This is a genomic window from Campylobacter sp. TTU-622 (genome assembly GCF_016598965.1).
Lineage (GTDB): Bacteria > Campylobacterota > Campylobacteria > Campylobacterales > Campylobacteraceae > Campylobacter_D.
The window spans coordinates 1-11,515 of the sequence record NZ_JAENKR010000042.1 but is presented as its reverse complement, the minus strand read 5'-3'; the positions used below and the strand labels follow the sequence as shown (position 1 = coordinate 11,515).

15 protein-coding genes are annotated in these 11,515 nt (G+C 26.1%); 5 read left to right on the top strand and 10 right to left on the bottom strand.

Annotation, left to right across the window (positions count from 1 at the left end; all coding sequences use genetic code 11):
- Positions 1-144 precede the first annotated feature (144 nt).
- Genes JG677_RS05190 through moaC form a run of 3 tightly spaced genes read right to left on the bottom strand, consistent with a single transcriptional unit; the run spans position 145 to position 2,026 of the window.
- Positions 145-1,296, bottom strand: a complete 1,152-nt coding sequence (locus JG677_RS05190) for a hypothetical protein (RefSeq protein ID WP_200169799.1) — start codon at positions 1,294-1,296, stop codon at positions 145-147.
- Positions 1,297-1,311: 15 nt separating this feature from the next.
- Entirely contained in the window at positions 1,312-1,575 is a 264-nt protein-coding gene (locus tag JG677_RS05185; RefSeq protein ID WP_200169798.1) for an HP0495 family protein, read from the bottom strand.
- The gene (gene moaC / locus JG677_RS05180) at positions 1,553-2,026 is read right to left on the bottom strand and encodes a cyclic pyranopterin monophosphate synthase MoaC (RefSeq protein ID WP_200169797.1); all 474 of its coding nucleotides are present in this window, start codon (positions 2,024-2,026) and stop codon (positions 1,553-1,555) included. The genes JG677_RS05185 and moaC overlap by 23 nt, the downstream gene beginning before the upstream one ends.
- 92 nt (positions 2,027-2,118) lie before the next feature.
- Here moaC and JG677_RS05175 point away from each other — a divergent pair, with 92 nt between their 5' ends.
- Entirely contained in the window at positions 2,119-2,265 is a 147-nt protein-coding gene (locus tag JG677_RS05175) for a highly acidic protein (protein WP_200217591.1), read from the top strand.
- Here JG677_RS05175 and JG677_RS05170 read toward each other — a convergent pair.
- The 4 genes from JG677_RS05170 to rpmI form a co-directional block, all read right to left on the bottom strand.
- Complete coding sequence (locus tag JG677_RS05170) at positions 2,262-2,741, bottom strand: cysteine permease (RefSeq protein WP_200169795.1); 480 nt, start codon at positions 2,739-2,741, stop codon at positions 2,262-2,264. The genes JG677_RS05175 and JG677_RS05170 overlap by 4 nt on opposite strands.
- A 3-nt stretch (positions 2,742-2,744) precedes the next feature.
- On the bottom strand, positions 2,745-3,614 hold the full coding sequence (locus JG677_RS05165; RefSeq protein WP_200217592.1) for an HDOD domain-containing protein: 870 nt from the start codon (positions 3,612-3,614) through the stop codon (positions 2,745-2,747).
- Positions 3,615-3,766: 152 nt separating this feature from the next.
- Positions 3,767-4,123, bottom strand: coding sequence for a 50S ribosomal protein L20 (gene rplT / locus JG677_RS05160; RefSeq protein ID WP_200217593.1), 357 nt, complete (start codon positions 4,121-4,123; stop codon positions 3,767-3,769).
- An 80-nt stretch (positions 4,124-4,203) separates the two neighbouring features.
- Positions 4,204-4,395, bottom strand: coding sequence for a 50S ribosomal protein L35 (gene rpmI, locus JG677_RS05155; protein WP_002777995.1), 192 nt, complete (start codon positions 4,393-4,395; stop codon positions 4,204-4,206).
- Between the two features lie 145 nt (positions 4,396-4,540).
- Between rpmI and JG677_RS05150 the strand changes: the two genes are divergently transcribed.
- From JG677_RS05150 to JG677_RS05135, 4 genes are all read left to right on the top strand, one after another.
- Positions 4,541-5,695 (top strand): hypothetical protein, encoded by a 1,155-nt coding sequence (locus JG677_RS05150; RefSeq protein WP_200217594.1) that lies wholly within the window; start codon positions 4,541-4,543, stop codon positions 5,693-5,695.
- Between the two features lie 113 nt (positions 5,696-5,808).
- Positions 5,809-6,990: a NifS family cysteine desulfurase gene (locus JG677_RS05145; RefSeq protein WP_200285516.1), complete on the top strand. Its 1,182-nt coding sequence runs from the start codon at positions 5,809-5,811 to the stop codon at positions 6,988-6,990.
- Between the two features lie 11 nt (positions 6,991-7,001).
- Positions 7,002-7,973: an iron-sulfur cluster assembly scaffold protein gene (locus tag JG677_RS05140; RefSeq protein ID WP_200169790.1), complete on the top strand. Its 972-nt coding sequence runs from the start codon at positions 7,002-7,004 to the stop codon at positions 7,971-7,973.
- Positions 7,974-8,087: 114 nt separating this feature from the next.
- Entirely contained in the window at positions 8,088-9,131 is a 1,044-nt protein-coding gene (locus JG677_RS05135; protein WP_200285514.1) for a type I restriction endonuclease, read from the top strand.
- Positions 9,132-9,164: 33 nt separating this feature from the next.
- Here JG677_RS05135 and JG677_RS05130 read toward each other — a convergent pair whose 3' ends face one another.
- Genes JG677_RS05130 through JG677_RS05120 form a run of 3 tightly spaced genes read right to left on the bottom strand, consistent with a single transcriptional unit; the run spans position 9,165 to position 11,276 of the window.
- Complete coding sequence (locus tag JG677_RS05130; RefSeq protein WP_200217596.1) at positions 9,165-9,674, bottom strand: DUF2393 family protein; 510 nt, start codon at positions 9,672-9,674, stop codon at positions 9,165-9,167.
- Positions 9,674-10,198 (bottom strand): DUF2393 family protein, encoded by a 525-nt coding sequence (locus JG677_RS05125; protein WP_200169788.1) that lies wholly within the window; start codon positions 10,196-10,198, stop codon positions 9,674-9,676. Before JG677_RS05125 ends, JG677_RS05130 begins: the two co-directional genes overlap by 1 nt.
- A gap of 13 nt (positions 10,199-10,211) precedes the next feature.
- Positions 10,212-11,276, bottom strand: a complete 1,065-nt coding sequence (locus JG677_RS05120; protein ID WP_200169787.1) for a prohibitin family protein — start codon at positions 11,274-11,276, stop codon at positions 10,212-10,214.
- Positions 11,277-11,515: the final 239 nt, after the last annotated feature.

Sequence of the window (11,515 nt, the reverse complement as noted above, 5' to 3'; positions counted from 1 at the left end):
GACTTAAAAAAACCTTGATCAAAATTGATATTTTCAATTTTATAAAACTCTGTATTTTGAGTAATAAGATTAAAAATTTTTTGATTTATTTTACCTACATAAAAAATATGCGTAAAGTATGCTATGATAAGTATTATAAAAATGCTAATAATTTTTTTCATTTCTTTTCCTAATTATTTTTTTTGCTTTTTCCCAAAGTCTTATACCTAGTTTTTTTGCTTTTTTAGAATTTAAATCATTGAATTTTTCGTTATTTTTTTCAAGTTCTAAAATTTCTTGTTTAAATTCATAGAATTTTCTTTGGGCGAATTTATTAAAATCATTAATTTTTGGATTTTTTTTAAGTTCATTAAGATTAAAAATAAGTTGCTCTCTGCTTTCTGAAGCAAAACGTTTAAGTTTTGCAAATAAATTATCTAGCTCATTTTCTAATAAATTTTCAACAATTTTTTTAGAAGGATTATTTTGTTTTTTACTCTCTATTTTTAAAAGTTCAATAAAATCATCTTCTATATGTATCAATTCTTTACTTTTTATATAAATCTCTTCTTGAAAATTTTTATAGGCAAAAGAATTTTTAAATTTTTCTATACTTAAAGTAATACCTTCTTGAGTTCCTTTGATGCTTCCTAAGCATAAGTCTTTAGCATAAACTATTGATTCATTTGCTATTTCAAAGGCAGTATTTAGCACTATACTTGAAATTTTAAGCATTCTTTCCTTTTCAAAATTTGTTTCACAAATAGCATTATATACAAGATTTTTAGCAATTTCACTACTTGTTAATTCAACATCTTCTCCTTTTTCAAGTGTTGTTAAAAAAGCACTTTCGGCAGTTTCTTTTAAAATACCTAGCATTTCAATATCAAATAAAATTGCATCGTTGATATTACTTAGTAGCTTATCTTTATAAGATGAGTGCAGTAAAGTTTTTTCAAATTCTAAAACATTATTAATAATTTGATTTTTTAATATATTTTTTTGATTTTCAGCTTTTCTCTTAAAAATAGCCATTTTATCGATATAGCTATAAAGAGTATTTTCTTCTTCATAAATACTTGCTTTAATGAGAGTTCTTATGAGCAAGGTTGCATTTTCATCGTTTAATAAATCAATTTTTTTAAGTGAATTTAAAAATTCGATCAAAAGTTGATTAAGAATTTCCTGAGAATTATTTTTATTTTTTTCTACTTGTTCTTTGACTAGATTAAAGACTAATTTTTCGATTAAATTTTTAACATTTTCTTTAGGGGAATTTAAAAGTGAATTTTCAAAAATAATTATAGTATTTTTCATAATCAAATTTTCTTTCTATAAAACAAATTGAGCTTTATTTTTTAATTTTTCAAAAATATTTAGACGATCTTTTTTGCTATCTACATAAACAGAAAGCAAATAACTTTGATATTTTCCATTTTTACTTGAGTTTGTGTGTTTAAATTTAAAATCTCTTTGCTTTAAAATATCCGTAAAAATTTCTTCTGCTTTTGTTTCTGCATAAAAAATAACCTTATAATCCCAATAAGTAGGATAATTTATGATAGGTTCTTGATTAAGATCTATTATATTCTCCACTTTTACCCCCTTGTTTATGTTCTAAAATAATATTATCAATACGCATAGTTTTATCAATAGCCTTAACCATATCATAAATAGTAAGCAAACCTATACTTACTGCTGTAAGTGCTTCCATTTCAACTCCTGTTTTTCCTTCACATTTAATGCTTACTAATAATTTAAAAGAGTATTCTTTTTCATTTTCTATTATATTTGTTTGAATTTGACTAAGCATTAAAGGATGACACATTGGTATAAGTTCGCTTGTTTTTTTAGCACCCATAATTGCTGCTATAACGGCAGTTTGTAAAACAGGCCCTTTTTTAGCTGTATTTTGTTTTATAGCATTAAAAGCTTCTTTACTCATAAAAATAATTCCACTTGCTGTAGCAATTCTTTGTGTGATATCTTTTGCACTTACATCAACCATTTGAGGTTGATTGTTTTGATCTAGATGGGTGATTTTCATAATATACCTTAATAAAAATATTAAATTATAACAAAATGATTAAAAATTTAAGCTAAAATAAGTTTTATATAATTATTTATAAGGAGGAAAATATGACTTACGATGATGAAGAATATGTAGATTATGATGAATTAGAAGAAGAGCAAGAATATAAAGATTATCCAAAAAACTATAATTATGATGAAGATGATTATGAGTATAGTGATGAGGATAAAGATGACTTTTATGAAATAGATTAATAATATCCAACGCACATACTATCAGTAATTTTAATGCGTTTTTCAAAAGGGGCTGGACTAAAGAAATGGCATTTTTCTATATAGATAAATTGATGATAATCCAGTCCCAAAAAATCATAAAATGCTTTTAAATTTACAAATTTAACTCCATAAATCTCTTTAATATCTAAAATTTTATAAATAGAAGAATTATTTTTTTTAACTAAATGAGAAGGAGCTAAAGTTGTAAAAGAACAAAAAGAGCTTGCAAGAACAAATCCATTTAAATTACTGCATTGTTTTATAATATGTTTATATTTTTTTAAAATGCAATTTTTATGCAAAAAAATCGTTCTTGTTCCTTGATATTTAGCAATGCTAATATTTTTCCAAAATTTATAAGCATTTTTTGAGATATTTGCAAGTTTATGAAATTCGGCATTTAAGATATAATCATCTAAAAATTCATTTGGTGGCAAGATGATAGTTTTCATCATCTTTTAATTTTTATTTAAATTTTCTTTTGCTTTAGGAGGTAATTTTGATAAAAAATTATGTATATCAAAAGAAATTCCTTGCAAATTCGCTTCTTCAAGAAGTGCTATAGCAGTTTTGACATTAAAAGAAGAGCCACCATTATATGGGGTAAAAAGATGATCAATAACCGATAAAGCATAAGATGATTTTTTAATTTTTTCAGAAGCAGAATGTGGAGTATGTATAAAGCAAATAGTTTCAACTAAACTTTCATCAAAATTCCAACGATGCAGTAAAAAACCTAAAAATGATATATGATCAACTCCTAAATATTTATTTTCAGCCTCTTTTACATCATCAAATCCTGTTTTTTTAAGATATTCTAAAAATTCTTTATCCTTGTTATTTTGCATTAAAAAATTAGCAAATACAATCATACCTAGTCTTAAAAGCAAGGCGCACGGAGCAAGTAGATAAGAAAGTTGTTTATCTTCTTCATTAAGCCAATTTGAAATAAAAAGTATTTCTTCTCTACAAGTATTTAAAAAAACTGAAGTATCTAAACCATAGGGAGTAAGATCAACTTTAAAATTATCTTTAATAGAATCAGCAGTGATAAGGTTTTTAATATTTGCAATACCTAATAAAGTAATCACTTGATTAATAGTTGTAATTTCTCTTGAGAAACCATAATAAGGAGAATTAGCAAGCTTTAAAAGTTTAGCTGTTATCAAAGGATCATTAGAAATGATTTCAGCAACTTTGCTTGTCTCTATATTAGCACCTGATTTTTCTATATAATCATTAAGTTTTATAATTGTATCAGGCAAAGGAGGAAGAGTTTCTACGCTTTTAAGTAAAATTTCATTTATGTCTTCATTGCTTGATTGCATTTTTATTCCTTTTATTATGGTTAAATGAACACTAAGTCTTTATTATATCTAAATTTTAATTTACTATTTGATTAATAATGAATTTATTTTTTTGAGTAAAGTTAGAAATATTAAAAAAGAAGTTAGAGTCAATTAAATTGACTCTTAAAAAATTATTTTAAATGTTCTTTAACGTTTTGAACAATTTTTGCAAAAGCACTAGCATCATTCATGGCTAAATTAGCTAAAATTTTTCTATCAAGCTCTATATTTGCTTTTTTAAGACCATTGATAAATTTAGAATAGCTAATATTATTTAATCTACAAGCAGCATTGATGCGTATAATCCATAAACGACGAAAATCTCTTTTTTTACGACGTCTATCACGATATGCATAAACTAAACTTCTTTCTAGTTGTTCTTTTGCTTTTCTAAAATGTTTATGGCGACCACTATAAAAGCCTCTTGCTAGTTTTAAAATTTTCTTATGTCTGCGGCGTCTTACTATACCTGTTTTTACTCTTGCCATATTTATTCCTTTTTTACAAATTGGCGTCCAAAATGGATCTTTCCCTATTTAGGGGAGCTTAAATGACTTTTGTCAAAAACTTAAATTCCTAACATCTTTTCAACAGCTTTAACATTTGTGCTATGAACGTATTTAGCTGTTCTAAGATCACGCATTCTTTTTGCAGGTTTTTTTGTCAAAATATGACTTCTAAAAGCAGAGCCTCTTTTGATTTTATTTTTACCTACTTTAAAGCGTTTAACTGCGCTTTTAACGCTTTTCATTTTTGGCATATTTTTCCTTTAAAATTTAAGAATAGTGTTTGAAATACTAATGAAATTTTGCTTTTTTTACGCTGAATTTAAACTTTTTAGTAATTATTTTTTGGCACAACTTTTGCTTATAAAACCTAAGTAATATTTTTGAAAAGAGATTTTTATGTTAATAGGTTTAGCTAATCCATATCAAAATTTGGCTTTAACTCATTATGAAAAAAGTGCATTATTAAATTTAAATAGTGAAGAACAGATTACTAATTTAAATAATGATTTAAATTCATCTTTTGATTATAAATTTACCCAAACAACTTATCCAAGTGAATTTGGTTTTAGGATAAATGAGCAAGGTTTTTTTAGTGAAGATTTAAATAAAATTTCTCATATTCCACAATCTTATCAAATTCATATTAAAAGTGTAAGAAGTATAGCCAAAGAAATGGTTAAGCAAGATGAAAATTTAAATTATAATCAAATAGATTTACCCTATATACTTAATAGTTATTATAGTTCTTTAAAAGCTTTAAATCCAGAATTTAAAGAAAATAATAATGATAATTTAAGTCGTGATGAAATTTCTAAACTTATGCAAGGATTTTCAACTGATAATGGAAATTTATTAGGACAAGTTAATCGTGTATACGAAAATCAAGAGATGTTAAATTCAGCTTTAGATAAGAATAAAAATTTAAACACCTTAATGCTTGATAATAAAATTATTAATTTTCATTTTGATAAAGCAATCAATAATACTTCATCTAATGAAATTATTAAACCATATTTAAATAAAAATTCAGAAGTTTCAAAATCCGGTCTTTTAGCTAATTTTATTTATCAAGATATAAAAAATAAAAATGAAGAACAATTAAATTTTTTTATGAAGCCTATAAATCTTGATTTTAATTCCCATAGAAATTTATATAAAATTTTAGAAGGAGATGGGTCTATTGAAGATTATATTAAGGAAAATAATGAAAAAAAAATGAGTTTTGATCTTTATCTTTATGTAAATGGTGTAGATAAAAATACAATTTCTAAAGAAAAACTTTCTGTATTTTTTCAGCAATATATAAACTATCAAAAAGATATGGATTTGAGAGAATTTGCAAATTCTAGCTCTATTTTTAAAATTTATACAGATTTTTTAATTGAAGAATTTAATACTTTAAAACAAGAATATCAAAATCAAAACAATAATGAAAATTTATCTTTAATTAATCAAGAAAAAACTCAAAGCTTTAATTATTTTTTAAAACACAGGGAAAGACAAGCAAATTTAAATAAAGTTTTATATTCTTACATTAATGCAATGTCTTAACATTATTGAATAGCAATTTTATAAAATTTAGTTTAAATTTTATAAAATTGTGCTATTATCAGTTTAAAAGATTAATAAGATAAAAAATATCCTAATTATTTTAGAGGAATGAAATGAAAGTATATTTAGATAATAATGCAACTACCATGCTTGATCCTAGCGCTTATGAGCTTATGCTACCTTTTTTTAAAGATATGTACGGCAATCCTAATAGTCTTCACCAGTGGGGTTCTCAAACTCATCCGGCTTTAAGAGAAGCTATGGATAAACTTTATGCAGGATTAAATGCAAGCGATTTAGATGATATAGTTATAACTTCTTGTGCGACAGAAAGTATTAATTGGGTTTTAAAAAGTGTATATTTTGATTATATTTTGCATAAAGATCGTAATGAAGTAATTATTTCAGGCGTAGAGCATCCAGCAGTTATAGGTGCTGCTATGTTTTTAAAATCTTTAGGAGTAAAAGTAATAGAGCTTCCAGTAAATGATGAGGGAATTTCTACTCTTGAAGATTTAAAAAATGTTATTAGTGATAAAACAGCATTGGTAAGTGTTATGTGGGCAAATAATGAAACAGGTATGATTTTTCCTATTAAAGAAATGGCAGAGCTTGCTCATCAATATGGAGCTTTATTTCATACTGATGCTACTCAAGCTGTAGGAAAAATTAAAGTAAATTTAAGAGAAATGAATGTTGACTTTGCCTCATTTTCAGCTCATAAATTCCATGGTCCTAAAGGAGTTGGAGGACTTTTTATTAAAAAAGGTTTAAAATTAACTCCTTTATTGCATGGGGGTGAACATATGGGAGGACGTAGAAGTGGGACATTGAATGTGGCTTTTATCGTTGCTATGGCTGAAGCTTTGCGTATTGCAAATATGATGCTAGATTTTGAAAATTCTCATATTAGACGTTTAAGAGATAGATTAGAAGATAAAATTTTAGCCATTAAAGATACTTCTGTAGTTGGAAAAAGAGAGCACAGAGTTCCAAATACAATTTTAGCAAGTATTAAAGGAGTTGAAGGGGAGGCAATGCTTTGGGATCTTAATAAAAATGGCATTGCAGCTAGCACAGGATCAGCTTGTGCAAGTGAAGCATTAGAAAGCAATCCTATAATGGAAGCTATAGGAGCAGAAAATGATCTAGCTCACACAGCTTTAAGACTTTCTTTATCACGTTTTAATACAGAAGAAGAGATTGATTATGTTGCAAAACAAATTGAAAGTGCAACACAAAGATTAAGAGCAATTTCTTCTACATACGCTTATAATCCAAATAATTATAAATAAAAGGAAATATTATGGGAAAAAATAGCTTAATTGGTGGATCTATTTGGGAAGAATATTCTCAAAAAGTTCAAGATAGAATGAACAATCCAAAATTTATGGGTGAATTTAGTGAAGAAGATGCTAAAGCGCGCAATGCAAAATTGATAGTTGCAGATTTTGGAGCAGAAAGTTGTGGTGATGCTGTAAGGCTTTATTGGCTTGTTGATGAAAAAACAGATACCATCATAGATGCTAAATTTAAAAGTTTTGGTTGTGGAACAGCTATTGCAAGCAGTGATACTATGGCTGAGCTTTGTATAGGAAAAAAAGTTGATGAAGCTGTTAAAATTACAAATTTAGACGTTGAATTTGCAATGCGTGATAATCCAGAAACTCCAGCTGTTCCTCCGCAAAAAATGCATTGTTCTGTAATGGCTTATGATGTTATTAAACAAGCAGCAGCTAAATACAAAGGAGTAAATCCAGAAGATTTTGAAGATCAAATTATAGTTTGTGAATGTGCTAGAGTAAGTCTTGGAACAATTAAAGAAGTGATTAAACTTAATGATTTGCATTCTGTTGAGGAGATCACTCAATTTACAAAAGCAGGGGCATTTTGTAAATCTTGTGTAAAACCAGGTGGGCACGAGAGCAGGGAGTATTATCTGGTTGATATCTTAGCACAAACTAGAGCTGAAATGGAAAAAGAAAGACTTCAAGGAAATTTAAAAGATGATATTGCTTTTAATGATATGACTGTAGTAAAACAATTAAAAGCCGTAGAAACTGTTTTAGATAGTGAAATTCGTCCTATGCTACACGGCGATGGTGGAGATTTAGAAGTAATTGATATACAAAAATCAGAAAATGGAACTATTGATGTATATATACGCTATCTTGGTGCTTGTAGCGGATGTTCTAGTGGCAGTGGATCAACACTTTATGCTATAGAAAATATTTTACAAGAAGAATTAAGTCCAAATATACGTGTTTTACCTGTTTGATTAAAGCTTAAATATAAGCTTTAATTTTTATTAAAACTTCAATTATACTTTAATAAAAGACTAAATATTTAATTAATATAATTTTAATTTTTAAGATATAATAAAGGATATGTAATGGATTTTGAAAATGGACTTAATGCTATTATTGAGACAATAGCTGAACGCAAAGCACTTGTTAATACTGAAGAAGCTACTAAGATGACTTTTATAATGCCTTTTTTAAAAGTTTTAGGTTATGATGTTTTTAATCCTAGTGTTGTAGTGCCAGAATACACCGCAGATATAGGAACTAAAAAAGGCGAAAAGGTTGATTATGCAATTTTTAAAGATTCAAAACCTTTTATACTCATCGAAGCTAAAAATCATACTGAAAATCTAGATAATCATAATAATCAGCTTGTAAGATATTTTAATGCTAGTCCTAGTATAAAATTTGCTATTCTTACTAATGGAATTGAGTATAGATTTTTTACCGATATGGACCAAACTAATTTAATGGATAAAACTCCTTTTTTAGTAGTAAATCTTGAAAAATTAAAACCTAGGGATATTAAAGATTTAAAACGCTTTACTTGCACAGATTTAAATTTGGACGAAATTTTAAGCATTGCTATGGAAAAAAAGCATTATAGAGGCATACAAGAAATATTTAAAAATGAAATAGAAAATCCAAGCGATGAATTTACAAGTTTTTTTGCTAAACAAATGACAGAAAGAAGAATGACTAGTGCTGTTTTAGATGAATTTAGAAATTATATAAAAAAATCTTTTAAAGAAATTATTAATGATTTAGCATATGAGAAAATTACGAATATTAAAAATAATTTACAAAGCATCAATGATGATGAAGATGAAGAGCAAATTGATGAGAGTAAAGATATAGTAACTACTGAAGAAGAATTACAAGGTTTTTATATAGTAAAATCAATACTTGCGCAAATTAATGCAAATCTTGATGAAATAAATTATAAAGATACTTTGAGTTATTTTGGGATTTTATATCAAGGTAAGGTTACGAAATGGATATGTAGATTGTATTTTAATACAACTAAAAAAAGTGTCAGTTTTCCTGATGGAAGTGTGAAAAATATTGAAAAATTAGAAGATATTTATAATCTAAAAGATGAAATTATCAAAGCTTATGAGAGTAGAAAATAAATCAAAAAATCTAAGTTTTAAATTTTATAAAACTTAGATACATTTTAAGGTATTATAAATTTCTGGATTAGAAAAACTCGGAGGAAAAGGAATGGTTGCTGAGAATTCTTTATAGGTATTTCCTGGTAACTTATCAATAATTTCTATAATATGTGATACTGAATCACTTTTCATTTTTGCTTTTTTAAGATTTTCTTCATAAAAGATATCTTTATTTGCTTCTTTTCTATCGGCCATACTAAGATAAAGATAGCATTTTCTTATATCAAATTTGGTTAAATTTTTAACTATTCCTTTGATAATTAAATTTTCATTCCTTAAATCTCTTGTATAACTTAGTTTTTCAATACTTGCTTTGATGGTAAATTGATTAATTGTAAGGAAGGTTGAATAAATTAAAAGAGAACTAAAAATAGTATTTATGGTATAAAACAATAACGCACTTTCTTTTTGTTTGACTTTTAAAAAAATGATAATACAAATAAGTATAAAGCATAAAAATAAAATAATAAAAGCCAATAAATGAAAAATAGTAAAATGCATTAAAAACACTTTGAATCTAATTTTATAGTATGGTTTTCGTCAATAAAATTCTCAAAAGTTATTCTTTGAGTTTGGGTTGTATTTTTTTTCAGATCTTTAATCTCCATACTTTTTATTCTATAAGGTATAAATTGGTTTTTATAATAAAGTATTAGATTATTTTTATCACCAATTCTATAAATTTTAGCCGTAATTTTGCAAATTTTAAAATTAGTTTTAGCATTATTACTGATATCAAAATCAATAACTAAAGAATTTGAGCTTTGAATTTTTAATTCTTGAATAATATTTGTTTTGCGATTCCTTACCTCAAAATCTATAAATCTATAGCCATATATATAAAGAAAAAAACAAACAACAATATTAAAAGCAATAATAATTAAAGCAGTAATTGGCCTATGTCTTAAAAAAAAGCATAAAAGCAATACGCAAATAAAGAGAAAAAAGATAAGTAAAATTAACATATAATCAACCAAATAAAAGTGGTTGATATAAAATAGTAAATTTTCTCTTAAATTTTGCATTTTGCTTTAGTATTTAATTGTTAATAGAGCTTTGTTTTTTAGCATCTTTTGTATCAACCCAAATATTTGGGACCGCACCACCAGGAGTTAAGAAAATTTTAGCATCTTTATTAATTTTTAAAGCTTCATTAAATTCTTTTTGAGTTTCTATTTGCTTAAGTGTTAATAAAGGATTGTTTAAACTATTAGCAATTTCTTTATTTGAATATGCTTGAGCATCTGCTTCAATCTTAACAGCCATTGCCTTACCTTTAGCACTAATAATGGTTGCATTAGCCTCACCTTCAGCTAAAGCTGCTTTTTTTAAAGCCTCTTGATTGGCTCTTTCTACTTCATATTTTGTTCTTTCAGCTTCTTGTTTAGCAATTTGAACGCGTTCAATTTGTTCTTTGACTTTAGAAGGAAGTATGATTTCTCTTAATTGAACAGCACGAAGTTCTACCGGTTCGTTTGGTTGTGCTTCTATAGTTTTTCTAATACCCTCTTCAATTTGCGTAGCTATAGCATTACGATTAGTAGGTAATTCTTCTGCTGTGTATTTACCTACTACACTTCTTACTACATCACGCACAACAGGATCGATAATTTTATTTTCCCAATTTAAACTCCAAGTAGCAATAGTTTGGGGAACTTGTAAAGGGTTTAAGCGATATTGAACGGTTACATCTATTGAAACTGGAAGTCCTCTTGAATCCAAAACAGAAATACTATTTTTATTGATAACACCAGAGCCTAAATTTAAATTTTCATTAGTTCCCTCTATGGAAGCATAATTGATTTGTCTTACTCTAGTATCAATAATAGTGATTTTTTGTACAAAGGGTAAGAAAAAGTGAAGTCCTGGCTCTAAAGGGTTAGGATTATATTTACCAGTTGTTGATTTAATCCCCATTTCACCAGAATTTACTATAGCAAAAGGTTTTGCAATAACGATTAATAATATAATTGCTAAAATAGTATAAATTATAGGTGAAAATTTTCCAAAACCTTTAAAATTAAAATCTGGGGTTTTAAAATTTAAGTTTTGTTTATTGTTCTGATTTTTTTTATTGAAATAATCATTTAAATCAGCCGGCATTTTTTTCCTTTCTTGAATATCTAAAATTATAAAATCATTAATTTTTAGTTTTTTTAATGATTTTATAATTTTATCAAAAATATACTAATGAAATTAGAATTTATGAAATTGAGTATTTAAAATTTTTTTAAGGAGTTTTTTATGCCTTTAGTTACTATTGCTTTTAATATTGTTGTTTGTTTTTTTCTTTATATATATGGCTATAGATTTATAGATTTTGAGGTAAGGAATCGCAAAAC

Excerpts from the sequence above, each read along its gene's own strand:
- JG677_RS05190 (WP_200169799.1), bottom strand. The coding sequence starts at position 1,296 with ATGAAAAATACTATAATTATTTTTGAAAATTCACTTTTAAATTCCCCT.
- JG677_RS05165 (WP_200217592.1), bottom strand. The coding sequence starts at position 3,614 with ATGCAATCAAGCAATGAAGACATAAATGAAATTTTACTTAAAAGCGTA.
- rpmI (WP_002777995.1), bottom strand. The coding sequence starts at position 4,395 with ATGCCAAAAATGAAAAGCGTTAAAAGCGCAGTTAAACGCTTTAAAGTA.
- JG677_RS05175 (WP_200217591.1), top strand. The coding sequence starts at position 2,119 with ATGACTTACGATGATGAAGAATATGTAGATTATGATGAATTAGAAGAA.
- JG677_RS05140 (WP_200169790.1), top strand. The coding sequence starts at position 7,002 with ATGGGAAAAAATAGCTTAATTGGTGGATCTATTTGGGAAGAATATTCT.
- JG677_RS05120 (WP_200169787.1), bottom strand. The coding sequence starts at position 11,276 with ATGCCGGCTGATTTAAATGATTATTTCAATAAAAAAAATCAGAACAAT.
- JG677_RS05145 (WP_200285516.1), top strand. The coding sequence starts at position 5,809 with ATGAAAGTATATTTAGATAATAATGCAACTACCATGCTTGATCCTAGC.
- JG677_RS05135 (WP_200285514.1), top strand. The coding sequence starts at position 8,088 with ATGGATTTTGAAAATGGACTTAATGCTATTATTGAGACAATAGCTGAA.
- moaC (WP_200169797.1), bottom strand. The coding sequence starts at position 2,026 with ATGAAAATCACCCATCTAGATCAAAACAATCAACCTCAAATGGTTGAT.
- JG677_RS05170 (WP_200169795.1), bottom strand. The coding sequence starts at position 2,741 with ATGATGAAAACTATCATCTTGCCACCAAATGAATTTTTAGATGATTAT.
- JG677_RS05130 (WP_200217596.1), bottom strand. The coding sequence starts at position 9,674 with ATGCATTTTACTATTTTTCATTTATTGGCTTTTATTATTTTATTTTTA.
- rplT (WP_200217593.1), bottom strand. The coding sequence starts at position 4,123 with ATGGCAAGAGTAAAAACAGGTATAGTAAGACGCCGCAGACATAAGAAA.
- JG677_RS05150 (WP_200217594.1), top strand. The coding sequence starts at position 4,541 with ATGTTAATAGGTTTAGCTAATCCATATCAAAATTTGGCTTTAACTCAT.
- JG677_RS05125 (WP_200169788.1), bottom strand. The coding sequence starts at position 10,198 with ATGCAAAATTTAAGAGAAAATTTACTATTTTATATCAACCACTTTTAT.